Source organism: Alteromonas genovensis (assembly GCF_010500895.1).
GTDB classification, from domain to species: Bacteria; Pseudomonadota; Gammaproteobacteria; order Enterobacterales; family Alteromonadaceae; genus Alteromonas; species Alteromonas genovensis.
Window position 1 is genome coordinate 22255 of sequence record NZ_JAAAWO010000002.1, and the last position, 24918, is coordinate 47172.

Below are 24918 nucleotides of genomic sequence, written 5' to 3' on the forward strand. Positions count from 1 at the left end.
GAAGATGGAGTGCCATTAGTTTGGAGTAATAGCAGTTTGGAGTTACAGCAGTGTAGCGAGTCTGATAAATAAAATCGAAATGAAAAATGTATCGAAACGTTTATTAGTTTTTGCGTTTTTGAACTTTCTTGATTGTATTCACGATGACATGTGACACGAAAATTCTAGGTCTGCTACTCGTCAAATTGACTCATCGTTTAAAATATAAAAAATAGCTAGCACTGCCGCTAGCTACTTTCTTGATGTTAAACGCAGTAGAAAGAAACCCAGCTAGCTATTAATCAGTAATTCCAAGTCTAACGCTTGCCAATGCTGGCTCTCACTGACTAAATCAGCAGATAAAATGGGCTTTTCCTCAAGCCACCCTTCAGGAAAGTTCAACGATAATGATGATGGGGTAACGTCAATGGTCATATCTGGCAAGAATTGCTCTTGTCGTTTTAAATTAAGTAACGCTCCTAGCCTTAGCAGTGCAATTAGGCGCTTCACGGCGTTGCTGTCGAAAAGGTTAAAGCTAGGTAAGTCACTAATGCGTATTTTTTTGCGATGAAAACGCACTAGTGTGGCTAACAATAGCTGCTGCTCTTGAGTGAAGCCCGGCATATCAACATTAGCGAGAATATAAGCACTGTGACGCTGCACGCCGCGGGAATTAATTTGTATACCTACCTCGTGCAGCAGCGCTGCCCAACCCAGCATGTTTTTAAAGTCTTGGCCTTTAAGTTTCCACGCTTTATCTGCTTCTCGCAGCAGCATTAGCGAGGTATTTAACACCATGGTTGCTTGCGAGGTATCCACATCATAACGGGTTGCCAAGCTACTCGCCGTTCTTCCGCGAATATCGGCGTGATGCAGCTCGTCTTCCATTTGGTAAAGCACGCCTTCGCGCAATGCCGCAGGGGAATAAACAAGTGCTTTAATATTTAAAGCTTTAAACACTGCAATTAAAATAGCGATACCACCGGCTATTACTACACGGCGATCTTCGCTTAAATTGGGAAAGTCCAACTTATCAACATGCCCCGCATCAATGAATTGGTCCATAAGGCTACGCAAGGCTTTCAACATAACGGGAATATCGTGTTCGTTAGTTTTGTCTTGCTGACATAGCGTAAATAGCGAGCGAATAGTCCCCGAGGTGCCAACACACTGCACCCAGCCAAGCTTGCGATACTTAACGTCTATCATCTCAAGTTCTTGAGCGGCACTGGTTATTGCTTTATTAAACGCGCTGCGCTTTAGCTCGCCGTTAGCAAAAAATTTCTGCGTGTAGCTTACACACCCCATTTGCAAGCTTCTACAAAGTAGAGGTTTAAACCCTTTGCCAATAACAAACTCCGTTGAGCCACCGCCAATATCTACCACCAGTTGCTGGCCATCGGCATGATTAGTGTGGGCAACGCCGGAGTAGATTAAGCGCGCTTCCTCCACCCCTGAAATAACCTCAATAGGGTAGGGCAGTACGTCTTTCGCTGCGCGAATAAACTGTCTGGCGTTTCGCGCTTTTCGCAGGGTGTGCGTGGCCACAATTCTGACTGAATCGGGCTCGAAGCCCTTTAAACTCTCAGCAATGACTTTGAGCATGGCAAGGCCACGTTCTATGGCTTCATCAGACAAAATATTGTCGTCATCTAGCCCTTCGGCAAGTCGCACCTTCTGTTTAACGCGGTGAAGAATTTGAACAGAGCCCGCTACAATTCTCGCCACGACAAGGTGAAAGCTGTTTGAGCCAATATCTAGCGCGGCGACTTTACTTACTTCCCGGGACTCTACACCGTCAAAGATGGATTCATGCTCAGTCATTTGTGATTAGGTTATCCTACAGGTTGTCTTCAAGTTGTTTGAGGTAGTCGTATATCTCTATTTGAGAGCGTACCTTTCTGCGATTACCGCGCAACACATAATTATTCGTCTGCTCAGAGTTGATAACGCGCGCTTTCAGCGTATCGTTAAACTGTAGCTCCATAATATCAACAATGCGCTGCTGCAAGGTTCTATCGTAAACTGGGCAACCCACTTCTATACGATTGTCCATGTTACGTGTCATCCAATCGGCAGAAGAGATAAAAACTTTCCTGTCACCGCCGCCTTCAAAAATCATCACGCGAGGGTGTTCTAAGAACCTATCGACAATAGAGATAATTTCAATGTTGTCGCTAATACCTTTGAGGCCTGGGTTTAGTGAGCACATACCGCGAACGATACCGCGAATTTTAACGCCTGCTTGGCTAGCTCGATATAAATCGTCAATCAACTCTTTATCAACAAGGTTGTTAATTTTGAACGTTATTTGCGCATCATGGCCTTGGTTTAAATGCTGTATTTCCTGACGAATTAACGACTGAATCTTGGTTCTTGAGTTCAGCGGCGAAATTTGTAAATGCTGGAATTTATAACGGCGGTACGGGTATTGAATAAGGTCAAACACCGCTACGCCTTCGTCGGCTAATTCTTGATTGCGCGTAAACAAGCTGTAATCGGTGTATATTTTAGCGGTTTTCTCGTTAAAGTTACCCGTACCGAAATGGGCGTAATTAATTAAAGTTCCACGCTCTTCTCGCGTCACAATACACAGCTTCGAGTGAATCTTAAGAGTAGGCACCCCAAGCACAACGCGAATTCCCGCTTCGGTCATTCGTTTCGACCACTCAATATTCGCTTCTTCGTCGAAACGGGCGCGTATCTCTACAACCACGGTCACTTTTTTACCGTTATCCACCGCGTCAATGAGCGAGTTGATGATGCGAGAATTACTCGCAACCCGATAAATATTAATGCGTATGGTGCGTACATTAGGATCGAAAGCTGCCTGACGCAAAAATTCAGTGAAGTGCAAAAAGCGGTGGTAAGGATAGTGCAGTAAAATATCATTGGCTGTAATGGCATCAAACACGGTGTTGTGTTGCGAAAACGCTTTGCTATCAATAGCCGGCAGCGGCGTATGCTCAAGGTATTCTCGGCCCACGTTGGGAAAGCCAATAAAGTCTTTAAAGTTACGATAGTGTCCCGCAGCATGCATGGTATCAAGCTTAGTAATTTTAAGGCGCTTGCGCAGGTCTTGCATCATATCGTCTGGCATATCGGTGTCATAAATAACCCGAACCGGCTCTGCAATAAGACGCTGCTTCATGCTTTCAGACATCTTCTCAACGTAGCTTTCGTCTATCTCATCGTTGATGGAATACTCTGCATCCCGAGTCATCTTAAATGAAAATGACTCTATCTCGTCAAACTTGATAAAACCTCGAAAGATATCTTCAAGGCAAAGCTGAATCATGTCGTCGAGCATAATAATATGCTTTTTCTTTTTACTTTTTTCTGGGGGAATAAGCATAAAGCGAGACATTTCAGTGGTAGGAACCTGAATGACTGCGAATTTCGTGTTTTTCTCTTTTCTTCTCAGGGCTACATACAAATAAACAGACGTGCCGTTTAGCCGTTTTAATAGGTCTGTTTTTTTATCAATAATGATAGGCGCAATATGACGCAGCACTTTATTCACAAAAAAGTTGCGAACCCACTGCTGCTGATAATCATCTAAGTCGTTTTTACGAAGTATATGTATATTGTATCGGGCTAAACTTTTTACGACGTCTTTATGAATTTTATCGAATTTTTCTGAAAGCTGAACCACCTTCTTTTGAATCAAAGCCATTAATGCTGTCTGACGCTCGGCCTCTTCTTCGTTACCGTCGTTTTGTGCAATTGTGATTTGTCTTTTTACACCCGCCGCTCTTACGCGATAAAATTCATCGAGGTTGTTTGAGTAAATACCTAAAAAGCGTATACGTTCAACAGCAGGGGTGTTTTGATCGGCGGCTTCCTGCAACACGCGTTCGTTAAAAGCTAACCAACTCAGTTCCGCAGGATAATATAAAACGTTGTTATCCATAATTTCTCATTCAAGACTCACAAAATGGTCAAAGGCTGTCATCCGTTAATTACACTTTGATGACAAGGCAATACTTAGCAATGGGCGAAACGGCGTATTCTTCACATTAATGCGTTGCGGTGATGTCGACAACTAAGTCATTCGCCAAAGCTTCAAGGGCGTCTTGCAATGCGCCATCGTCAAATTCTGCTGGTACACCAATTTCCGCTTTCGCTTTAAAAATTAAACTGCCCCAATTAGGCGCGCTTTCGCAGTGTGAGGCAAAGGTAAGTATGTTGAGGTTGAACTGATTAAGTACATTAGTCAGTTCTTGCACTATACCGGGTTTGTCATTACCCATTACCTCTACGGTATACTTAACGGCGCTGCTTTCTTGAGGTCCAAGTGCGGCTACATGTTGAACGGTGATGTCGGGTAACGCTTCAATGGCGTCAATTAAAGGCTGTTCTCCCTCTGCACTGACATGCACTTCTACAAAGCCTGTGAATAAACCGGCCATGTGCGCAAAGCTTGATCCCAACCAGTTACCCTTGTGTGTATAAATACATTTCGCAAGCGAATCGACTAACCCAGGCTTGTCCTGCCCCATTATGTTTATAACTATAGATTGCATGCAAAACTCCTTGATGAATGGCTGAGAAATAAGCTGAACGTGCTTACGCAGGCTAATGGCTAATGTGTTAGCGCTTGATGGTTGATTTGAGTCATAAACACACCGCCTAAAACATGTAGCACGAAAAATTTTCGCTTGCTATTAGCATAACAAAACTTACACTGCTCACCAGTGCAATTTACTCCAAATTCTTCCACAGCGAAGGGTTTTTATTATATAAACACTAAAAAGTAGAATGACTCCCGATAGCGATAGCATAAACAAGAGACGCCAACGGACTGACAGACGGTCTCGCTTTTTAGTGACGGGCTTTGGCGGTCTGGTGTTGCTGACGCTGGTTATTTTAGTGTCACACCTCATAAGCCAAGCAATACCGCTTACCTACACGCCTTCACTTAAGCAAGTTGCCCACACCACCGTGCCCAACAATGAATCTATTATTAGCACTGGCGATATCTTTAACGGACAACCGCTGTTGGCAGAAAAAGCAAACTGCCGATTAGGGCTTCTCGCCTTTTCTGAAGGTAAGCTAAAAAATACACAAGATTACACAAAACCTTGTGGTCACACGCTTTCTGCTATGAGCGTAATGGGCGAAAACTTCATTATTGATATTTCACCCACAGGGCAGGTACGTGTTATTCCTGTGCGAACCTACAATGCAGACAAACTGTTAGATAAGAAGGTAGTGCAAAGCACTCCGTCTAATACCATTGCATTTGCGCTTCCCAAACAGGTTTGGCAGGGGCAAAAGCACTGGCAAATTCAATTATCCAATCGATGGGTGGTGACACAGATTACCCTTGATAGCGGTGTTTTTGTGCGCTGGGTTAATCGCAAAGCGCCCACCACGTTTATCGATAAGCATTTTTCGGGTGAAGAACAGGTCACGCTGATGCCTGGCAGTGAAAGCATGCTGCTGCATAAAAATAACGATATTTATCTTCATCGCCTTTACGATAAGGCTAATGCATCAGCGCCATTTATCAGTAATGTGTCTCACGAAGGCAGTGATGCATTGGTCTTCCCCTTGGCCAAACAGCGTTCATTCTTTTTGCACAACCTCAACACCCATGCATTAACGCGGTGGGTATTGAGTAAAGGCAGCGAGGGCTTACACTTTCAAAAGACATACTCAATTGTGTTAAGCGATGATGAGGTAACGCTAGATATTGCTGAGCATGCCAGCATGAATTTGATTTCAGTGCTAACCAGCAACAATACGCTATTGCTCATCAACCGAATTACTGGGGAGATAATAAGCTCTCGCCACAGTGACACGGCTATTTCTAGTATTGACTGGCATGGTGATGTGTTAATAGGAAGAAGTAACAGTTCGGTAACGGCATGGCAGGGTAAGCACTTAAGCGGTATTACCACGTGGTCTTCTTTGTTTGAACCACAGCATTATGAAGGCTATGACGCCGAGGCGACGGTATGGCAAACCACTAGTGCATCAGACTACCAAGAGGCTAAATTTAGTTTAACTCCGCTATTAATAGGTAGTTTTAAAGCATCTTTACTGGCTTTGGTTATCGCTATTCCCATTGCCATTGGCGCGGCCATTTATACTGCTTACTTTGCAAAAGCGAGACTTCGCCACCTGTTAAAGCCGGCTATTGAGATGTTAGAGGCTATCCCCAGCGTACTCATTGGCTTTATTGCCGCTATATGGCTATCGCCCAAGGCAGAGCAATTTCTATTTTCCGTCGCTTTTTTTATTATCTTCGTGCCAATTGCACTTATTATTGTGTCGCTGTTTCAGCGCCAAGTAGCGCAATACCTGCCAAAGCGTATTCGCCACGGTAGCGAGTTGGTATTTGCCCTAGGAGGTACGTTATTACTCGCCTTTATCAGCGTGGAGTTTGCGCCTCAATTTATATTCTCCATCATGGGCGTTGATGGGTTTGCATTGTTGGCGTCGGGGTCAGACAGTCCAATTGGTAAAACAACCATTGTGGTTGCCATAGCTTTAGGTATCGCAATTTCGCCCAGTATTTATTCTTTGGCTGAAGACGCCATAAACGGTGTGCCCGAAGACTTGAAAAACGCCTCGTTTGCGCTGGGAGCAACACGACTTCAAACACTAATGCATGTGGTGTTGCACGTATCGCTGCCTGGTATTATTGCTGCCATAATGCTGGGCTTTGGTCGCGCTTTTGGTGAAACAATGATTGTTCTTATGGTAACGGGGAACACCCCCATATCTAGCTGGGGCCTTATTGAAGGGCTAAGGGCACTAACCGCTAATTTAGCCATTGAATTGCCTGAAGCTGATGTCTCATCGGCCCATTATCAAATTCTCTTTTTTACCGCCTGCATTTTGTTTGCATTCACCTTCGTGGTAAATACCATTGCCGAGGTTATGCGACAGCGACTGGGAAGGAGAAAAGAGCATGGCTAAGCTTCGCCTTTCTGGCTTAAATGCGGTGCAGCGTCAGTCGCTGGTGATTAGTTTAACCGCCTTTTTTACTGGCCTATTGCTGATTGCCCTTATTAGTGTACTCGTGTTGATTACGGCAAGGGGCGGCGCTTATTTTTGGCCAAAACCCATATACAGCGTTGCGCTTACTCACATATCTCCTCCAGCGCTTGCCACCGACCAAGTTCTACCTAAAGAAGCTGCGTCTAAAGAGACTACGCCTAGAGAGACTGAGCAGGTTGTGACTCTTTTAGCCAATGTATTCGATGATGAGGCTAAATCGGAGATAAGGCTTAAGTATGCAGACGCGCTAAACCCATACGGGGCGCAATTGTTAGTTGAGCGTGAGCGTATAAAGCGTATTGACCTGGCTAAAAACAGCGCCGAGATAAAGCTTAATGACGGGCGGCAGGTAATGGCTGTGCCTGAAAATGTGGTTACGCCAGAGGGCGCCAATATTCCGCTTGCTAAATTGCCGCAAATAATGGAGTCAGTAGCACTCATCTCAGATGAAATTACAAAATTAAACAAACAGTTTTTAGCGCCAATTCACGAATCACTCTCTCGCTTTGACAATCGAGATGTGGCAGCGGATGCACCAGCGCGAGAAAAGCTAGTAGCTCAGTTCAATGAGTATCAGCAGCGAGTTCGTTCACTTGAAACCCAGCGAGATCAATACAAGCTTGCGGTGAGCTTTGCCGAAGGGCAGCCTTTTAGTATTCCGATATTCACAATTCAAAGTGTCGATTTTGTGAGTCGATTAACAGGGTTTGAGAAGTGGCAGGTGGCCATTGGTGAAGTGTTTGTGTTTCTCACTGAATCGCCTAAACAAGCGAATACGTCGGGTGGCGTATTTCCTGCTTTATTCGGTACGGTGCTAATGGTATTTATTATGACCATTATCGTTACCCCCTTTGGCGTAATGGCGGCTATTTATTTAAGCGAATATGCGCCAAACACAGCCCTAACCACCATTATTCGCGTAAGCGTAAGCAATATGGCCGGTGTGCCTTCCATTGTGTATGGTGTGTTTGGCCTTGGTTTCTTTGTGTACACACTTGGCGGCAGTATAGACAGCCTCTTTTTTAGTGATACGCTACCTGCGCCAACCATGGGTAGCCCAGGTATATTTTGGGCGGCATTAACCATGGCAATACTCACACTTCCGGTGGTAATTGTAGCTACCGAAGAGGGACTTAGGCGGGTGCCAGAAGGGCTAAAAGCGGGCAGCTATGCACTAGGTGCCACTAAAATTGAAACCATTGTACGCACTATATTGCCTATTGCTTCTCCCGGTATTATGACCGGCGTTATATTGGCCATTGCCAGAGCCGCGGGTGAAGTTGCGCCACTTATGTTGGTCGGGGCAGTAAAATTTGCGCCTGCCTTACCTATTGATGGTGAGTTTCCATTTTTACACCTCGATAGACAGTTCATGCACCTAGGTGTGTTAATTTACGACAGTGCATTTCACAGCCAAACCGATGCTAAAAGTGCATCTATGATGTTTGCCGCGTGCTTACTACTGCTGGTGGTTGTATTTGTACTTAATATTTTAGCGGTACTACTTAGAACACGCTTACGTAAACGGTATTTAAAAGGGTAAAAGCTGTCATGCTGAAGTTGTTTAAACATAATATACAGCCCGTTAGCGAGTTATCGAGCGCGCAGACAGCAGTTGAGGTTAACGCACTCAACTTATGGTTTGGCGATAAGCACGTGTTAAAAGACATCACCATGCGGATCCCGAAAAACAAGGTCACAGCGTTAATTGGTCAAAGCGGGTGCGGTAAATCCACACTGATAAACTGCTTTAACCGGCTAAACGACCTGTATGACGGTTGTCAGTATAAGGGTGAAGTGATTATTGATGGTAAAAACATTAATAGTAAAAAAACCAACGTGTCACGGCTAAGAGCCAAAGTGGGTATGGTATTCCAGCGCCCAAATCCATTTCCTATGAGTATTTACGAAAACGTATGCTACGGATTGAAGCTTCAAGGGGTGCGTGAAAGACGGAATTTAGACGATGCGGTAGAAAGTGCGTTAAAGCAGGCCGCATTGTGGGATGAAGTGAAAGACCGATTGTTTGAGCCTGCCATGACCTTATCGGGCGGTCAGCAGCAGCGGTTAGTGATTGCGCGGGCTTTATCCTTAAAACCAGAAGTGTTGTTGCTTGATGAGCCAACCTCAGCCCTCGATCCGCTGACGACGCTTTTCATTGAAGAACTGATGGAGTCGCTTAAAAAGCAATGTACGATAGTTATTGTTACTCACAATATGCAGCAGGCCGCGCGCGTAAGCGACTACACGGCTTTTTTCCATCAAGGTAAACTCGTGGAGTATGCCGATAGCGATACGCTGTTCACCATGCCTGAGAAAAAACAAACAGAAGATTACATTACGGGGCGATATGGCTAACAGCGACTTTTTTATTCCCGCTAGCCATATACGAAGTTGCGCGCTACCTTTAATCGCTGCCCCCGTTGCATGCGTCATGTTTTGTTGTGCCACGTTTACCGTTCACTGGAGTTACTAGAATGCGTCAAGTTGCTTTAAATACTCATATTTCGGGTACGTTTAACGTTGAATTAGAAAACTTGCGCAACTCCGTGCTAACTATGGGGGGCGAGGTAGAGCAGCAGATGGTAGATACGCTGTATGCCATTAAGCACAACCATGCAGCTATTGCCGAAAAAGTAGTGTTGAACGACTTAAAAATAAACTCTATGGAAATTCAGATAGACGAAGAATGCCTGAGGATTATTGCTAAGCGACATCCCACGGCAAGCGATCTGCGTTTAATCATGACCATTTCTAAAGCTATCACTGATATTGAGCGTATGGGTGATGAAATAGAGCGCATTGCTAAGTTGGTAACGCGAAACAAGCTTCCTTCTTCTGACACCATAAAAAGCAGTATGGTAAAAATAGGCGAACAGGTTATCGACATGATGCGCGGCACATTCGATGCTTTCGCGCGACAAGATGAGTCAGCAGCCCTTGAGGTTTATCGCCAGGACAATCAAATAGACAGCGAATACAAACGCCTGATAACGTACACCACGTCTGAAATGGAAAAAATCACCGAAGATATGCAAGATTGGCTGGACGTGCTTTGGGCATTGCGTTCACTAGAGCGCATTGGCGATCGATGTAAAAACGTTTGCGAATATGTTGTGTACCTAACACGGGGAACCGATGTACGTCATACCTCCCTTGAAAGCATCCATCAGAAGATAGAAGATCTGACTTAATTGACTGCGTAGATGTCGCTATACCGCACGCGTGGCGTGGGATGGCGTGTCTTTTGAAATATAGCTGTCATAAAAATGAAACATTTGATTGAATAATCAGCGTCGAGATATACTTTTACCGAATTTCGATGATTTTCGCTATGGCTTCGAAGATGATTACGTTATCATGCGCCGGAGCCGAGGACAGGTCGTGCAAAAAACGAACATTATGCTAAAACATAATCTGTCTTTAACATCACACTCTAGCCTATTTGGCTCGGGGAACTGCTACACAGTGAAGTAGCGTAAAGCCCAAATCGCATTAGCTCGGGAGCGATACTTAGTGGATTTTTTTGAAAGTTATGGCCTAATTCTAATTCTTCTTGCCGGTGGTGTAGGTTTCATCATGGCGTGGGGAATTGGAGCCAACGATGTTGCCAATGCAATGGGGACATCAGTAGGGTCAAAAGCATTAACAATAAAACAAGCAATTTTTATTGCGATGATATTTGAGTTTGCTGGCGCTTACCTTGCGGGTGGTGAGGTTACCTCTACCATACGCAAAGGAATTATCGACTCAAGCTTCTTTACAGACATACCCGAATTGCTCGTACTGGGCATGATTTCCTCGCTGTTGGCTGCCGGTATTTGGTTGGCCGTAGCGTCTTGGTTAGGTTGGCCTGTATCTACAACGCATTCTATTATCGGCGCAATTATCGGTTTTACTGCAGCCGGCGTAAGCATGGACGCCGTTGCGTGGGATAAGGTTGCCGGTATTGTGGGTAGCTGGGTGGTAACGCCTGCTATTTCGGGTGTTATTGCCTATTTAATATTTATGAGTGCGCATAAACTCATATTCCAAACTGCCTCACCCTTTGAAAGTGCTAAGCGCTACGTTCCATTTTATATGGCGTTAGCGGGCTTTGTAATGTCACTCGTGACTATCAAAAAAGGGCTTAAGCACGTTGGATTAGAAATGAGCGCGGTGAATGGATACATTCTCGCCGTGATTATCGCAGTGTTACTAGGTGTTTTAGGCAAGTGGTACATTGGCCGCATGAAGTTCAGTGGCTCTGAAGATGCAGATTTACAGGCCGCAAACGTAGAGAAAGTGTTTGCACTATTAATGGTAGTGACGGCATGTTGCATGGCATTCGCCCACGGCTCGAACGACGTAGCGAATGCTATCGGACCATTAGCGGCCGTTGTCAGTGTAGTGAGCAGTGGCGGCGAAATTAATGCAAATGCCAAGCTTGCGGTATGGATTTTACCTCTTGGTGGTTTAGGAATAGTTGCTGGTTTAGCGCTATTCGGTCATCGAGTCATAAAAACCATAGGGCAGGGGATAACTCACCTTACGCCTAGCCGTGGTTTCGCAGCAGAATTGGCAGCAGCCTGTACCGTTGTTATTGCGTCAGGAACAGGTTTACCTATCTCTACCACGCAAACGCTTGTTGGTGCGGTGCTAGGCGTAGGTTTAGCGAGAGGTGTTTCTGCACTTAATCTTGGCATTGTAAGAAATATTGTAGTGTCGTGGGTTGTTACGCTTCCTGCGGGCGCCATTCTCTCAATTATCTCGTTCTATATATTAAGAGCATCGTTTGGGGTGTAAAACCACAGCAGTGTTATTCCGGCACTAGAATGCTGGAAAGTTTGCATCGCTAGCAGAAATACAATAATTAACGATATTGCTGTAAACGTAGAAAGCACCAAAAAAGCCGCGATAAGTGAAAACTTATCGCGGCTTTTGTATGTCATCGGTCACTTCGTTCAAGCACTCATTTTTTCTCAATAGAAATCGGTGTTTGAAATCCACTCGGTTTTATTCCGACAACCGCGCAATGCAGTTGATGAATGGTTTCTTCAGCGGTACCACCCATAATAAAACCAGGTACGCCAAGCCTTGCCACGGTACCCATGACAACCACATCGGCACTAACAGACGCTGCTGTGGCCGCAATTTCTCGTCGAGGGTAGCCGTGTACAATGTGTTTTTGCGGTTTAAGGAAATCCAGTACGTCATCGTCTAGCTCATCAGAAAGCTCGTTGAGCAGAAGGGCCAGCTCGTTATCCCGTTCCTCAAATATTTTGGCGAGGTCGTGTTCCATTCTATCGTTGTCGACAGTGATAAATCCGTCTCTTGCTATGTTTTCGGGAACCGCATCGAATACATGCACAACATGCAGTTGAGCAAATTCAAGTAAAGCAATCTGACTAGCGTGGCGAAGTATGTCGCGATTGAGCTCTTGGCGCACGGAGACTTCGTGTTTAGGGTAGTGATAGTTCAAATCAAGTGCAGCAACCACATTCTTGTACTGGCTTTTGGGCTTGCGATCGACAACCCAAACAGGGCATGGGCATTTTCTCAATAGTCGCATGTCTAAGCTGCCGAAAAGCTTATCTAAAAAACTCTCTTCTGCGCGCTTAATGACTAAATCGATATTGTTATTAACAACGTAACTCACAACATTAATCAGCGGATCGCCTATCAGTACCTCGGTATCAGCATGATAATGCTGGCTCCAGTTTTTAGACTGCTCTGTTAGCCACTGCTGAGCTTGGGTTTCCATACCCTGTTGAGATTCAATATAAGAAAACGATTCCATGATCATATTGGCATTTGGCGGAAGCGCCTCTAGTGCCAGCACGATGGTGATATTCGCCTGATGGGTTTTAGCAATGTGAAGTGCTTGCGCCACCGTATCATCCTGACGATGAGAGTCGCCTAGTACACAGAGAATGTTTTTGTAGTGTCCCTTCATAGTGGCCTCATTAGCATGTGGTTGTTGTGTTTACCGAATACGCTTTCACTTTATCCTAAACCCAGAATGTCTTGCTTGCCAGTGTATAAGTAAGAATTCTTCATGACGTTTTCGGGTTTTTAATGTGCTACACGTAATCCTTATGCTAGATTAAGAACTATATTATTAATCAATTATGAGATGAGTATGAAGTGGCCAAACCTTAAGCATTTACACTACCTTGTAACCCTACATCAAGAGCAGCATTTCCATCGTGCCGCTCAGCGTTGCAACGTGAGCCAATCAACATTAAGTACTGCCATCCAAAACCTCGAAGAGCACTTCGGTAGCCAGCTTCTAGAGCGAGAACACAAAACGTTTGTGTTTACCTCGCTAGGGTTAGACATTGTGGAGCGCAGTAAGTTAATACTGCAAGAAGCAGGTGAACTGGTTGAATACGCGCAAAATGCGGGCAATTGGCAACGAGGTACCATAAAGCTAGGGGTTATTCCTACTATTGCGCCCTTTCTCTTTGAAGGCATGTTGGGGGCTTTTAAGGCGTTTCTGCCAGAAATTAACCTAGAGATGCAGGAAGATACTACGGAGAAGCTGCTTCAGCAGTTAACAGACGGTAGACTAGATTTACTTATTCTGGCATTGCCAATGGAAACTCCAGGGTGCAAGCAAATGGTGCTAGGGCACGATCCATTTCATCTTATCGCTCATGAAGATATGATGCCGGCCTTACCGAATCCTGTTGATATATCGTCACTGCCTAAGAAAAGTATTTTCTTACTTCAACAAGAGCATTGTATGACGGGGCATGCGGTAAGCGCCTGTAACTTACAGCACAGCGACCAAATAAGCAGTGTCGCCGCGAGTAGCTTGTATACCTTGGTACAATTAGCAAATAGCAAAATGGGGTATACCTTTTTACCAGAGCTGGCGATTAACCAGTCTATTTTGGAGCACACCGGGCTTCAAAGTTATCCTGCTGAGGAAAAAGGCTTCAGGGAAATAGGGCTTGTATGGCGCTCTGGCACTACGCGCATGCAGTTGTTTCGACGTATTGGTGAAATTGTTTCACCATTATTGCCAATACCAACGCTCAAATAATAGCGCGAGCAAACACTAAATAGCGCAAATATTAGAAAGACGATCATAGAAGAATAATCTTAGAAAAATGATCGTAGGAAGATGCCCCTAAAAAATTAATGCAGAGCCACCAATTGCTAGATGGCTCTGCATTAACATTAGATATGCGGAGCTGAATGACCGAGTTCGGCAGCCCACGAAAGCTCGGAACGTGATAAGTTGTTTGCCGCATTGCGGCCAAAGCTATGCAGGGCATTGTAGGCGCTATTTGATGGAATGCCTACGTAATGGCAAAGTGCGTAAAACAGTAAGCTACAGCGATGCTGAGAGCCATCGCAGTGCAAATAAATACTGGCACCTTCAGATAACATTTTTGATAGCTCATGAAGATAATGATGTGAGTGAACATCATCTGTTGGCGATTGAGATGACGGATGACTAAAGGGCACCCACAACCATTCCAAGCCATTTTCCAATGCGCTGTCTCGAATATTTGGGGCTTGTTCTTCACCGGTTTGAACCGTTGCCACGTGAGTCACTCCTAAGCCCTTTAATGCACTATAGGCTTCGGCAACAGGCTTCTTGCCCAAACATATCTTGCCCGCTTTCAGTGAGAACCAGGCTATTGCGGGTGAACTATCATTAGTGATATTGCCAGCAGTGTTATTGCCAGTAATGTTAGTCTCAGTTTCAGTTGTATTCACAGCGAGCGTTAAACCACAAAATAATAAATTGAAAAATAATGGCAACCACATCCGCCAATAACGAATACGTGCCATATGGCATGGGTGTATTTTACCTTTTTTGCCACGTAAAAACAGACGCCCACGCTGAAACAAAGTCCTCCTGCTACGAGCAACCATAAACCCGCCCCAGGCAATGCCATATAAAGAGGATAGATTAAGCCAATGGCTATCCAGCCCATAAGTAGATACGTCATAACAGACACTTTTGGAAAGCGATGCTGCGCCACTAGCTTAAAGGCGACGCCGCCAAATGCAAGGCTCCAGATAACACCGGTCATTATCATACCTAACGCGCCACCGATAGATACTAAAAGTAAAGGTGTGTAAGTACCCGCTATCAACAAATATATTGCGCTGTGGTCGAAAAGCTTAAGCCATTCTTTGGCTTTATGATGTGAAGTAGCATGATAAAGAGTAGAGCTTAAAAACATCAGAATAAGGGTGGTGCCATAAATTGCTACGGTAACTAGGGCAAGCGTACCTTCAGCTCGATAGAGTAAAAACACTAAGCCAACAATGGCAGCAACCAAACCGACGCCGTGACTGATACTATTAAGCCATTCCTCTATTACTGAGTAAGCCCTTGCGGGTATGCTTTCAAGTTGGTCTCGCATTTCTGACATGACTAATCCTATTACGTGTTTGTCGTCATTTTTCTGAATTTCAGTGAACAAGTGTTCGCTGAAATGATGATAGCAGAAAATGCGCTGATATTGACACTAGTTTTCAACTTTCTAAAAACTACTTCTTACTCTTTTCGTTCAGAGCTGACCGTCCCGCCTATCAATGCCCTTTTTACAGCTCGGTAGGTTATATTTTACTCGGTGCTTTTTACTCCCTCTTGTGTAGAAACTTCCAATATCAACAAAGTTGTCTCGCTCATTTGTTAATAAGTATATGATTTTAATTATTTTTTGATTCTGGTTCGAAACCTGCAATAACTAGGGAACAGTGGGTTGATAACTCATAAAAGTTAACCAAGCAATTTACAGTTTCAGCACCACTACTGATGCAAGGTAATAGGTGTTTTGTCGCAAGAGCTTAAACCAGCGATGGCAAAAAGTTATAGAGCCATAAATTATAGCGTTGAAATGGAAGCCAGAAACAAGGAGCAATAAATGTCTTTTCTAAAATGGATTTCTTCAGGAATAGTAGTGTCATTACTCATCGTTATGATAGGAGTAGTAGGCAACGGGAATACCTTTGTGAGTCAAGCGACTGCTGAGGATAATGCTAAGCCTTATCATACAGACATAACGGATGTGGAAGAGACTTACTCCAGCATGGAATTTAACGTAAATAGAAAAACTCATTTATTACGTAAAACTCGAATTGAATTTTACCTTGCGCAAGCGAAACAGGCTGATAAGCGTGGGTGGGATCATCAACGCAAAGACATCATGAGAAGAGTGGAAAACATTTTAGCGCATCACCTAACGCAATATGCGCAAGAAGTTGATTCTGAAATGTCGCAATATACTTCTGCTTAACCATACCTCAGCGTAACCATATTTCTGCTTAACCCACATCGAGTATTGCTAAATACAGATAGCTAGAATTGAGAGCGTGTTAACTGCTGCAGCAATGCACGTTAAAAACGACACGCTTTAATTCTTTATCTCTGTTCGTCAGCCTTAAAGCAGCTACCAAGTTTGTCTAGTAAGTAACGAAGCTGCAGGCTTTCTTCATGGCTCATGCCGTCTAATTTGCATAGCATCTGCGAGGGTACGTCCTGGGCAATGTGTTTTTTTGATTTACCTTCCTCGGTGAGCATTACTCGTTTTACCCGCTTGTCGTGTTCGTCTTTCTCTATAGTGAGGAATTGTTTTTCACTTAGCTTTTTAAGAATGAGCGTCATAGCACCGCCATCAATCGCGGTGCGCTCTAATAGTTCGGCAATGGTGATGTTATTCGCTTCCCACAAAGCCATAAGCGTAATGTACTGTGGATAGGTAATATCCAACGCCTTCAATAGCGGCCTGTAAGCACGTGTAAATGCATTTGAAAGCGTATAAAAACGATGACAAAGCTGATTTTCTAATTTTAATAATTCAGACACAGGCAACTCCAATTCAATAGTAGTTTTATATTTTGTATGCAAAGTACTTGAACTTCAAGCCGAGATAGTGTTATTTTAGTTTGTATGCAAAGTAAGTGTGGCTAATAAAAGTCTTCGCTTGCTGTTTTGCAATTTTCTTTTTAACAACGGAGTTTATGATGCATACATTACAACAGATCGTTTATACCGGCACAGCAACGGCAACAGGCGGAAGAGAAGGCACGGCAAAGTCGAGTGACGGCAAACTTGAGCTTGGACTTTCTACACCAAAAGAACTTGGCGGCGCAGGTGGCCAAGGGACAAACCCTGAGCAAATGTTTGCAGCAGGGTACTCAGCCTGTTTTATTGGTGCACTGAAGCACGTTGCTGCTTCACAAAAAATCAAATTGTCAGACGATATAAGCGTAACTGGCGATGTGTCTATTGGGCCTATCGAACAAGGCTTTGCCATTGCCGTTAAGCTTATCGTTGACCTTGGTGATGTGGAATCAGACAAAGCGCAGGCGCTAGTAGATGCAGCGCACCAAGTGTGCCCGTACTCAAATGCAACTCGCGGCAATATTGAAGTAGAGATAGCGCTAGCTTAAACCACTACAGTGATTCAATGACCACTGTCTTCCAGTGGCCATTGAGCCTGCGCTAAAGCCGTGCTTCAGCGGAATCGAACCCTCACAACTACCGAATTCTTTCGTTGCTCAACCTCACAGCCACTGGGTCCACATCATCACTTAACCCAGTTAGCAAAGTTAGTGTTAAACGCTACCTGTCTCATACCCTGTTTATTTATCGCCCCTGAAGTCTCGACTTGCTACTATGACCATGTAGAACGAACTCTTAGACAGAATTGCCCAAACTTATAAAGAAACAGAACGAGCTAGAAAGAACTATAAAGGAAGAAGCATGAAACAACATAGGAACCACACTATGAGCTACTGCAAAATGCTAGCTACGCTAATTTGTGTACCAGCACTTTTTGCGTGCAGCGATGCCACAACTGAGCCTGCAAACAAGGTCGACGCTAGCGCTGCCATGAAAGACGTTGCAAACGAAAAGATGGGAAATAAGGCGGCCGAAGACAACGCTAGAGCAGAAATTACAGAGGGGTCATCTGACATGGCCTCAGGCGTTGATTATCATTCATTCTCTAACCCCGATGAAGTACGGGTAACCCATTTAGCGTTAGCTCTTAGCGCTAATTTTGATACTCAGCAGTTATCAGGAAGTGCAACGCTCAAGGTAGAGCGCACCGACCCAAAATACAATGAGCTTATTCTTGATACTCGCGCTCTTAAAATTGAAACTGTTACCGTAAATGGTGAGGCAGTTCCCTTTACTTTAGGCGAAACCGATGTTGACCTAGGAACGCCTCTTTCAATTTCGTTACCCGAGAACGCCAATCAAGTTACCGTGAACTATGCCACATCACCAAGTGCATCAGGCGTTCAGTGGCTCACACCAGCACAAACCGCAGGTAAAAAGCATCCGTTCTTATTTACTCAAGCTCAGGCCGTTCACGCCCGAAGCTTTATACCATTGCAAGATTCTCCGCAAGTGCGTGTGACTTATGAGGCCACCATTAAAACACCGCCAAGCTTATTGGCAGTAATGAGCGCAGCAAACGATCCTCAAACAAAGCGCGATGGTGAATATACGTTTACCATGCCGCAGCCTATTCCTTCTTACCTTATTGCTCTAGCCATTGGCGATCTGCAGTTTAAGGCCATGGGCGAGAGAACAGGGGTGTATGCCGAACCTGCGCTTCTTGAAAGTGCCGCAAAAGAGTTTGAAGACACCGAAGCGATGCTCGAAGTAACTGAAGAGACTTACGGGCCTTATCAGTGGGATCGATACGATCTACTCATATTACCGCCATCGTTTCCCTTTGGTGGCATGGAAAACCCTCGTCTCTCGTTTATCACGCCAACCGTAATTGCAGGAGACAAGAGTCTAGTGTCTCTTATTGCTCATGAACTAGCACATAGCTGGTCTGGAAATACAGTAACCAACGCTACATGGCGTGATTTGTGGTTAAACGAAGGTTTCACCACCTATTTAACTTATCGCATCATGGAAATGATTTATGGTCATGAGCGGTTTAAAAAAGAGGCTGTGCTAGGTTATCAAGACTTGCAAAACGATATCGCTGCACTAGAACAAAACGATGAAATTCTTGCTATCGATTTACGTGGTCGTAACCCTGACGATGTATTTTCAAATATCCCTTACGAAAAAGGCGCGCTTTTCCTTCGAGAGTTAGAGCAAAAAGTTGGGCGTGAGAACTTTGATGCATTCTTAATGCAGTACTTCGAAGACTTTGCATTCAAAAGCATTACTACAGATACCTTTATCGACTACTTGGATGAGACGCTGCTTAAGCAATATCCAGAAAAGTTAGACGCTGAGCGTATTCAGCAGTGGATTTTTGAACCTGGTATTCCTGAGGGCGCACCAAAGCCTGAGTCTGATGCCTTCACTAAAATCGATGATACACGAAGCGCTTGGCTTTCTGGTGACGTAAAAGCAGCGGATATTGAAACCGCACAATGGACAGTGCATGAATGGTTATACTTCCTTAACAATATGCCTGAGTCGTTGACCGACAAGCAGCTAACAGCGTTAGACACGGCGTTCTCGCTAACAGAAACACAAAACAACGAAATTGCCCATAGCTGGCTGATGATTGCGGTAGCCAATGAGTACAAGCCAGCATACGAGCGTTTATACAGCTACCTGGTTAGCATTGGCCGCAACAAATTGGTTAAGCCGCTTTATCGCACGCTTTCGCAAACACCAGAAGGCAAAGCATTTGCGAAAAAAGCATTTGAAGAGGCAAAGCCTGGTTACCATCCATTGACGATAAGAGCCAACGAAGGTTTTGTTAACTAAGCGCTGTATGAGTAGTCTCTTAAAGAGTGAGTAGGTAAAGCCTGCTCTCTCAGAATATACGTTATATAAAGGCCCTATCAACTTTGGTTGGTAGGGCCTTTTTTATACATCTTTATTGTAGTGTATTAGTTGTAGCCGTCGCGTGAAAAAGGGTAGCTTGTCTAATCAGCTAGCGCTGGATTGGCGATAAACAATATGTCCATAATAATGGCTGGGTCCCACTGTCGCATGGCGGTCTCACTGGCTATGCGGATATCGTCTAGTTCACTTATCGTGGCAACGGAAAACGATTTATCAACAATAATATGCACGAGTAAATAGATGTCTCTTCCGCTTTTACTTATTCGCACCTCAACATGTTGATAAGGTACTGCAATCAAGGTTTGCTTTAATCGCTTCTCAATCACAGCTGTCACAGACTCAGGTGGAGCCTTGTTAATTACTTCTTTTAGGCTGTCGAGCATAATTTTAAAAGGCACTGGCAATATCGCGAGCCCTAATATTATTAGCAAGACGGGGTCGATAAAAGAGGCATACTCAGCAAAACGGGTTTGTTCAATACCATACGCAGTGGCAAACCCTAATAGAATGGAAGCACTCAATACGCCATCTACAAACCAGGTGTGAACTTCCACCGCCACTAGGTCTGAGCGCAATGGCTTGCTTTGATACTTCATGTAGCCAGACACAGCAAAGCATGCAGTAGTAGCAATAACACCGTAAATTATTGCGTATCCGTACTCTGCCTTTATTCCGCCGTTTGTAAGGCTACCAATAGCCCCCACAACGGCGTATAAGCACGTGGCAATAATAACAATGGATTTGAATAAGTTTAACGTAGGCTCTATGGCCGTATAGCCGAAATGAAAACGGTCGTCATCGGGCAATTGCACTAAATTTGCTACTTTCAGCGTGAGCAACGACATGAAAAAGGCAATGAGTGAGTATGCGCCGTCAAACAGGATGGCGGCTGAATGGGTAATAAAGGCAAAGCCAAGTGCGATAAATACAAACAAACCCGCTACGTAAAACGATACGCGTAGTAAGGTTTTTTCTTTAGTGTGGTGAAAACCTATGGCCATTTTCGGCTCAAAGACTCAAGTGTTAATATTCGGCGGATAATACGCTTGTTTTAGAAATAAGATAGCGAATTTATGCTGGGCGACGAATAATTTTTTTGTCCTTATTTAGTGCACTTTTTTATCAAAAAATAGCGCAGTTTAATAAATAGGTTCTCCTTGTGCTGATACTGCTATGCTTAGATCAACTTGATAATAGAAAGGGCATGCTTTGCCTAACTCAAAATTTGATGCCCAAAACGCTAAAGACCAAGGCACTGATACCAAAGCTTCTGATACCAAAGCTACTGATGCCCAAAATACTGGCAAACAAACTCAAACAAAAAAGCCCTCTCAGGCGCAAGAAGCTAATCGGCTAATTGCCGAGTCGGTTATTCAAATTACCCTGGTAATTGAGACAATGCACAACCGTATTAATCCGCTGAATTGGCTGACGCCATCAATTCAACAATCAACACAAAAATCAAATCAGACGCTTAGCAGTGGTATTACTGGCATGGTTTACGACAGTATATGCAGCATTACTTGCGAGGTAAGCAAGCGCATTAGTACGCCGCTCTCGGTATTAAACGACAGTTTGGATAACAGAGGTGGCGACAACCTCAAGGGCAATGTCGGTGGCAGTACTAGTAATAGTGCAAACGGCAATGTAAGCGAAGACGCACCGCCATCATCACCGCCATCATCAACGCATCCACCATCACCTTCATCAATAAAACCTACATTACTCTCAGCCATAAATGGCGTGATAGGCGATTACCTTCATACACAACAAAATCCGCTGTCCATCGCCATGACATTTCGTCAACACGGCAACGATATAGAGTTAAACGCATTAGCGCGACACATCGCAGAGTCTGAGGGTAAGCTTCTCATCATGGTGCATGGCTTATGTATGAATGATGTGCAGTGGCGGCAAAGTGAGCACGATCATGGTTATCACCTTGCTAATGATCTTTCATGCACCACGGTTTATTTGCACTACAATACAGGCCGGCATATCTATCAAAATGGGATGGAGTTGAACGCGCTATTAGGTGAGTTGACGAATCAGTTTCACTCTCTACAAAGCCAGCATTCATTAGATATTTCAGTTGTTGCCCATAGCATGGGCGGGTTGGTCACAAGAAGTGCGCTTTATTATGCTAAAGCTGCACTATCAGAAGCGGCGGCAATCGCAGAGGTAGCCGAAGAAAAGGCACAGTGGGCCGAGTATTTGAAAAAAATAGTGTTTCTTGGCACTCCGCATCATGGGGCGCCACTTGAAAAAGCAGGCAACTGGGTAGACCTATTTTTAGGTATGCATCACTTCACGGCTCAGCTAACCCGCATTACTCAAATTCGCAGTGCAGGTATTGCCGACCTTCGGCACGGATATATTGTTGAAAGCGACACCCACTCTGAACGGCGTTTTGATTTTGCTAGTGATCAACGCAAACCAATTCCATTGCCCGATGGGGTAGAGTGCTATGCCATTGCAACTACGTCCTCGGCATCGCCAAATGCTATTAATAAGCATCTTGTTGGTGATGGTCTAGTGCCCCTTAATAGCGCATTAGGCATTCATGAAAATGAAGCGTTTAACCTTAATTTTAAGCCAGAAAATCAGTGAGTGGGGAATAACATCAGTCACCTCGGGTTACTGGGGAATAGAACAATTTACGACGTTATTCACCGATGGCTTTCCTAAGACGTTTATTAACGAATGAACGCCTTCCATTCCTGCAGTAAATGTTTGAAATCTGCCAAGCCGCAACCTGTCTGCATTTCTTGGTCATAGTCTTCGGCAAATTCTTTGTGACTGGTTTCGTTGTGGTTGAGAGTAAGAATTACTTCGTCGTCTTCAATGGTTAACGTGTATTCCTTACCAATAAATTGGTAATCAGGAATGTTGCGACACAGCAGGTTTTCAATGGCATTTAGCACTAAATTAATGCTTTCATGGTCGGTGCCTAAATCGTTACTTAGCCAATCGCCAAAAGCTTCGCATTCAAGATCACATTTGGCAGAAGGCTCTCCTAACATGTCAGTGCGAAATTGAAAGTCCATTAGGCCTCCTTGGGCACATCATAAACATACCCTGTTAATTCTAGTTCAGTTAAATAGACTCGCACATCAAATTCAATTTGATGGTAGTCGGGCAGCATGTGTTGGCACAGTTTGTAAAAAGCCTTGTTGTGCTCTTTCTCTTTTAAGTGGGCTAATTCGTGCACAACTATCATGTTTAAAAATGGTTCTGGTGTGTGTTTAAACAAGCTGCTTACTCGCAGTTCGTTTTTACTCTTTAATTTGCCGCCCTGTACTCGAGAAACATAGGAATGTAACCCAAGGGCGTGGTTCACTATATGAATTTTTTGATCGTATATGACCTTACTCAACGGTTGAGTTTTTTTCATATACTGATTTTTAAGCCCCATTACGTAGTCACGTAAATCGTTGTCGTTTGCTACTGAGTGGGTGGCTGGGTAACGAGCGCGCAACCAATTTCCCAACGCATTGTCGTCAATCATCTGCTGAATTTGTTGTTGCAGCCTCTCAGGGTAGTGTGAGAGGTATTGAAGCCTGCTTTTCATATTGGCACTCATATTGGCACTCATGCTGACGAATCATTCAATTTGCTTTGCTTGCTGTCAACGTCCGGGCTGTCACCTTGCTGGTTCTCAATGCCTTGATTAACAATTGGCGCCAGCTGCTGCTTTATTTCTTCTACGTGGGTAACGGGTATTTGAATATCAATACTTACCTGCTGTGCATAGCGACAGTCGGCAATATTGCCCGACGCTTGCTGAACCAAATGCCTAACAAATTGTTCGTGTTTAAAGTCTACATCAACAGTAAGCATGTGAAGGGGAACTTCTTCTCGTACAGTAAGCTGTTCAATGGCTTGCTGCGCCGATGCAGAGTAAGCGCGAACTAGGCCGCCAGCGCCTAACTTTATACCGCCAAAGTAACGAGTCACTACAATCATAACATCGCCAATATCCTTGTGCTGAAGCACGTTTAAAATAGGTTTGCCGGCCGTGCCACTTGGCTCGCCATCATCGGCCATAGCTGCGCTTACTGGAGAGCTTGGAGGACCAAAAATATAGGCCCAGCAGTGATGTCGTGCATCGGGGTAGCGCTTCTTTACTTCATCAAGAACAGCCATAGCGCTCTCGCGAGAGTTGGCAAATGCTGCCATCGCAATAAACTTGCTTTTCTTTACTTCAAACAGGACTTCAACCTGATTGGCGGGAACGGGATAATTCATTTGGTAAGTATACCCCATTGCGCAGCTGCAATTAAGCGGGTCGTAGAGGTAGTGCAATAGAATACGAAATATGCGCAGTTGATGAAATTGAGAAAGCTGCTGGATAACCTAAACAAGATGTTGCTATATTCTGTGGCCAGCTAGAAATTGATGAATGCTGTAATTAAAAACCATCGATAAGCAGATCGATACCATACTTAATTTTTGTTCTAATCGGTTTCAATGACTGTTCAGGGATAAGTTTTAAATTGCGCTTTGAGACCGTCGCTATGTCTAGCAAGTCGACATAATAATTAACGCCGCTCACTTCACAAGGTATTTGTAAATCTTTTACAAAAGAAAGGCCTTCAAGCGGTTTTAATGGCGCCACCAAGATACTTTCAACTTCATTGAAAACAGTGTTAGTCAAAATAACAACTATTGATGATGAATACTGACAAACAGAAAACTGAGTTATCATGAAAGCTGACTTATTGATTCTGAAAACGTCCCGGTCTCTAACACTTTTTGATTATGGGTATTGAGAGCATCTTTGTTGTGTTTAAACCATTCAACCTTCTTTTTTTCATTTACAGCTTGTATCAAAGCCGTTTCAAATACTTCGGATAACTTAATATTTAGTGATTTAGCCTCACTGAGTAACTCACTATTAATTGATGTATTACAAGATACTTTTTGGCGCATGACTGACTCCGATCTGCTCTTTAATTATATTATGCGCATTTTTTATGCGTGTAGCAATGGCGCAAATTTTAAGCGCTGAAAATCGGGCTTCTGAAAATAGGTGAAATATTGTTTGAACATCTGCTTTGGCGCTGCTCTTGAATAGTCTTTTCATTAAGTAGAGCACCTCATTATCAAACACCAATTTATTTTGTAAGTAGCCTTTAGATGCATTG

The 24918-nt window shown here is 44.1% G+C and carries 23 protein-coding genes; 10 read left to right on the forward strand and 13 right to left on the reverse strand.

Annotated features, from left to right (window positions below):
* Positions 1-270: 270 nt before the first annotated feature.
* From ppx to GTQ48_RS02920, 3 genes are all read right to left on the reverse strand, one after another.
* Complete coding sequence (gene ppx / locus GTQ48_RS02910; protein ID WP_163105101.1) at positions 271-1803, reverse strand: exopolyphosphatase; 1533 nt, start codon at positions 1801-1803, stop codon at positions 271-273.
* 16 nt (positions 1804-1819) lie between these two features.
* Positions 1820-3892 (reverse strand): polyphosphate kinase 1, encoded by a 2073-nt coding sequence (gene ppk1, locus GTQ48_RS02915; protein ID WP_163105102.1) that lies wholly within the window; start codon positions 3890-3892, stop codon positions 1820-1822.
* A 106-nt stretch (positions 3893-3998) separates the two neighbouring features.
* Positions 3999-4505, reverse strand: a complete 507-nt coding sequence (locus tag GTQ48_RS02920) for a glycine cleavage system transcriptional repressor (protein WP_163105103.1) — start codon at positions 4503-4505, stop codon at positions 3999-4001.
* Between the two features lie 235 nt (positions 4506-4740).
* Between GTQ48_RS02920 and GTQ48_RS02925 the strand changes: the two genes are divergently transcribed.
* From GTQ48_RS02925 to GTQ48_RS02945, 5 genes are all read left to right on the forward strand, one after another.
* Positions 4741-6909, forward strand: coding sequence for an ABC transporter permease subunit (locus tag GTQ48_RS02925; RefSeq protein WP_163105104.1), 2169 nt, complete (start codon positions 4741-4743; stop codon positions 6907-6909).
* Positions 6902-8533, forward strand: a complete 1632-nt coding sequence (gene pstA / locus GTQ48_RS02930; RefSeq protein ID WP_163105105.1) for a phosphate ABC transporter permease PstA — start codon at positions 6902-6904, stop codon at positions 8531-8533. The genes GTQ48_RS02925 and pstA overlap by 8 nt, the downstream gene beginning before the upstream one ends.
* 8 nt (positions 8534-8541) lie before the next feature.
* The gene (gene pstB / locus GTQ48_RS02935) at positions 8542-9348 is read left to right on the forward strand and encodes a phosphate ABC transporter ATP-binding protein PstB (protein ID WP_163105106.1); all 807 of its coding nucleotides are present in this window, start codon (positions 8542-8544) and stop codon (positions 9346-9348) included.
* Positions 9349-9467: 119 nt separating this feature from the next.
* Positions 9468-10184, forward strand: a complete 717-nt coding sequence (phoU, locus tag GTQ48_RS02940; RefSeq protein WP_163105107.1) for a phosphate signaling complex protein PhoU — start codon at positions 9468-9470, stop codon at positions 10182-10184.
* Positions 10185-10506: 322 nt separating this feature from the next.
* A complete protein-coding gene (locus GTQ48_RS02945; protein WP_163105108.1) occupies positions 10507-11775 on the forward strand; it encodes an inorganic phosphate transporter in 1269 nt (422 codons plus the stop codon).
* 166 nt (positions 11776-11941) lie between these two features.
* Here GTQ48_RS02945 and GTQ48_RS02950 read toward each other — a convergent pair whose 3' ends face one another.
* Positions 11942-12925 carry a universal stress protein gene (locus GTQ48_RS02950; protein WP_163105109.1) on the reverse strand — a complete coding sequence of 328 codons (984 nt, stop codon included), beginning with the start codon at positions 12923-12925 and terminating at the stop codon, positions 11942-11944.
* A gap of 186 nt (positions 12926-13111) precedes the next feature.
* Between GTQ48_RS02950 and GTQ48_RS02955 the strand changes: the two genes are divergently transcribed.
* Positions 13112-14020, forward strand: a complete 909-nt coding sequence (locus GTQ48_RS02955; RefSeq protein WP_032096381.1) for a hydrogen peroxide-inducible genes activator — start codon at positions 13112-13114, stop codon at positions 14018-14020.
* Positions 14021-14157: 137 nt separating this feature from the next.
* Here GTQ48_RS02955 and GTQ48_RS02960 read toward each other — a convergent pair whose 3' ends face one another.
* Together GTQ48_RS02960 and trhA are read right to left on the reverse strand one after the other, a co-directional pair.
* Entirely contained in the window at positions 14158-14703 is a 546-nt protein-coding gene (locus tag GTQ48_RS02960; RefSeq protein ID WP_239059974.1) for a protein-tyrosine phosphatase family protein, read from the reverse strand.
* An 8-nt stretch (positions 14704-14711) separates the two neighbouring features.
* Positions 14712-15368 (reverse strand): PAQR family membrane homeostasis protein TrhA, encoded by a 657-nt coding sequence (gene trhA, locus GTQ48_RS02965; protein ID WP_239059975.1) that lies wholly within the window; start codon positions 15366-15368, stop codon positions 14712-14714.
* 495 nt (positions 15369-15863) lie between these two features.
* Between trhA and GTQ48_RS02970 the strand changes: the two genes are divergently transcribed.
* Complete coding sequence (locus tag GTQ48_RS02970; RefSeq protein WP_163105110.1) at positions 15864-16235, forward strand: hypothetical protein; 372 nt, start codon at positions 15864-15866, stop codon at positions 16233-16235.
* A gap of 125 nt (positions 16236-16360) precedes the next feature.
* Here GTQ48_RS02970 and GTQ48_RS02975 read toward each other — a convergent pair whose 3' ends face one another.
* Positions 16361-16804: a transcriptional regulator, SarA/Rot family gene (locus GTQ48_RS02975; protein ID WP_163105111.1), complete on the reverse strand. Its 444-nt coding sequence runs from the start codon at positions 16802-16804 to the stop codon at positions 16361-16363.
* Between the two features lie 158 nt (positions 16805-16962).
* Between GTQ48_RS02975 and GTQ48_RS02980 the strand changes: the two genes are divergently transcribed.
* Together GTQ48_RS02980 and GTQ48_RS02985 are read left to right on the forward strand one after the other, a co-directional pair.
* Positions 16963-17391, forward strand: coding sequence for an organic hydroperoxide resistance protein (locus GTQ48_RS02980; RefSeq protein ID WP_163105431.1), 429 nt, complete (start codon positions 16963-16965; stop codon positions 17389-17391).
* 466 nt (positions 17392-17857) lie between these two features.
* Complete coding sequence (locus GTQ48_RS02985) at positions 17858-19690, forward strand: M1 family metallopeptidase (protein WP_420837590.1); 1833 nt, start codon at positions 17858-17860, stop codon at positions 19688-19690.
* Positions 19691-19851: 161 nt separating this feature from the next.
* Here the strand turns inward: GTQ48_RS02985 and GTQ48_RS02990 are convergent, their stop codons facing one another.
* Positions 19852-20772 (reverse strand): cation diffusion facilitator family transporter, encoded by a 921-nt coding sequence (locus tag GTQ48_RS02990; protein ID WP_163105112.1) that lies wholly within the window; start codon positions 20770-20772, stop codon positions 19852-19854.
* 208 nt (positions 20773-20980) lie between these two features.
* Between GTQ48_RS02990 and GTQ48_RS02995 the strand changes: the two genes are divergently transcribed.
* Positions 20981-22381, forward strand: a complete 1401-nt coding sequence (locus GTQ48_RS02995; protein WP_163105113.1) for an esterase/lipase family protein — start codon at positions 20981-20983, stop codon at positions 22379-22381.
* Between the two features lie 86 nt (positions 22382-22467).
* Here the strand turns inward: GTQ48_RS02995 and GTQ48_RS03000 are convergent, their stop codons facing one another.
* The 5 genes from GTQ48_RS03000 to GTQ48_RS03020 form a co-directional block, all read right to left on the reverse strand.
* Positions 22468-22818, reverse strand: coding sequence for a YacL family protein (locus GTQ48_RS03000; RefSeq protein ID WP_163105114.1), 351 nt, complete (start codon positions 22816-22818; stop codon positions 22468-22470).
* The gene (locus GTQ48_RS03005; protein ID WP_163105433.1) at positions 22818-23342 is read right to left on the reverse strand and encodes a YgjP-like metallopeptidase domain-containing protein; all 525 of its coding nucleotides are present in this window, start codon (positions 23340-23342) and stop codon (positions 22818-22820) included. The genes GTQ48_RS03000 and GTQ48_RS03005 overlap by 1 nt, the downstream gene beginning before the upstream one ends.
* 20 nt (positions 23343-23362) lie before the next feature.
* Positions 23363-24019, reverse strand: coding sequence for a YigZ family protein (locus GTQ48_RS03010; RefSeq protein WP_163105115.1), 657 nt, complete (start codon positions 24017-24019; stop codon positions 23363-23365).
* Between the two features lie 163 nt (positions 24020-24182).
* The gene (locus GTQ48_RS03015; RefSeq protein ID WP_163105116.1) at positions 24183-24479 is read right to left on the reverse strand and encodes a CcdB family protein; all 297 of its coding nucleotides are present in this window, start codon (positions 24477-24479) and stop codon (positions 24183-24185) included.
* Entirely contained in the window at positions 24476-24703 is a 228-nt protein-coding gene (locus GTQ48_RS03020) for a type II toxin-antitoxin system CcdA family antitoxin (protein ID WP_163105117.1), read from the reverse strand. The genes GTQ48_RS03015 and GTQ48_RS03020 overlap by 4 nt, the downstream gene beginning before the upstream one ends.
* Between the last annotated feature and the right edge of the window lie 215 nt (positions 24704-24918).

Excerpts from the sequence above, each read along its gene's own strand:
- GTQ48_RS02920 (WP_163105103.1), bottom strand. The coding sequence starts at position 4,505 with ATGCAATCTATAGTTATAAACATAATGGGGCAGGACAAGCCTGGGTTA.
- phoU (WP_163105107.1), top strand. The coding sequence starts at position 9,468 with ATGCGTCAAGTTGCTTTAAATACTCATATTTCGGGTACGTTTAACGTT.
- GTQ48_RS03000 (WP_163105114.1), bottom strand. The coding sequence starts at position 22,818 with ATGGACTTTCAATTTCGCACTGACATGTTAGGAGAGCCTTCTGCCAAA.
- trhA (WP_239059975.1), bottom strand. The coding sequence starts at position 15,368 with ATGTCAGAAATGCGAGACCAACTTGAAAGCATACCCGCAAGGGCTTAC.
- GTQ48_RS03020 (WP_163105117.1), bottom strand. The coding sequence starts at position 24,703 with ATGCGCCAAAAAGTATCTTGTAATACATCAATTAATAGTGAGTTACTC.
- GTQ48_RS02990 (WP_163105112.1), bottom strand. The coding sequence starts at position 20,772 with ATGGCCATAGGTTTTCACCACACTAAAGAAAAAACCTTACTACGCGTA.
- GTQ48_RS02985 (WP_420837590.1), top strand. The coding sequence starts at position 17,858 with ATGGGAAATAAGGCGGCCGAAGACAACGCTAGAGCAGAAATTACAGAG.
- GTQ48_RS02970 (WP_163105110.1), top strand. The coding sequence starts at position 15,864 with ATGTCTTTTCTAAAATGGATTTCTTCAGGAATAGTAGTGTCATTACTC.
- GTQ48_RS02950 (WP_163105109.1), bottom strand. The coding sequence starts at position 12,925 with ATGAAGGGACACTACAAAAACATTCTCTGTGTACTAGGCGACTCTCAT.
- GTQ48_RS03010 (WP_163105115.1), bottom strand. The coding sequence starts at position 24,019 with ATGAATTATCCCGTTCCCGCCAATCAGGTTGAAGTCCTGTTTGAAGTA.
- GTQ48_RS03015 (WP_163105116.1), bottom strand. The coding sequence starts at position 24,479 with ATGATAACTCAGTTTTCTGTTTGTCAGTATTCATCATCAATAGTTGTT.
- pstA (WP_163105105.1), top strand. The coding sequence starts at position 6,902 with ATGGCTAAGCTTCGCCTTTCTGGCTTAAATGCGGTGCAGCGTCAGTCG.
- pstB (WP_163105106.1), top strand. The coding sequence starts at position 8,542 with ATGCTGAAGTTGTTTAAACATAATATACAGCCCGTTAGCGAGTTATCG.
- ppk1 (WP_163105102.1), bottom strand. The coding sequence starts at position 3,892 with ATGGATAACAACGTTTTATATTATCCTGCGGAACTGAGTTGGTTAGCT.
- ppx (WP_163105101.1), bottom strand. The coding sequence starts at position 1,803 with ATGACTGAGCATGAATCCATCTTTGACGGTGTAGAGTCCCGGGAAGTA.
- GTQ48_RS02980 (WP_163105431.1), top strand. The coding sequence starts at position 16,963 with ATGCATACATTACAACAGATCGTTTATACCGGCACAGCAACGGCAACA.
- GTQ48_RS03005 (WP_163105433.1), bottom strand. The coding sequence starts at position 23,342 with ATGAAAAGCAGGCTTCAATACCTCTCACACTACCCTGAGAGGCTGCAA.
- GTQ48_RS02955 (WP_032096381.1), top strand. The coding sequence starts at position 13,112 with ATGAAGTGGCCAAACCTTAAGCATTTACACTACCTTGTAACCCTACAT.
- GTQ48_RS02925 (WP_163105104.1), top strand. The coding sequence starts at position 4,741 with ATGACTCCCGATAGCGATAGCATAAACAAGAGACGCCAACGGACTGAC.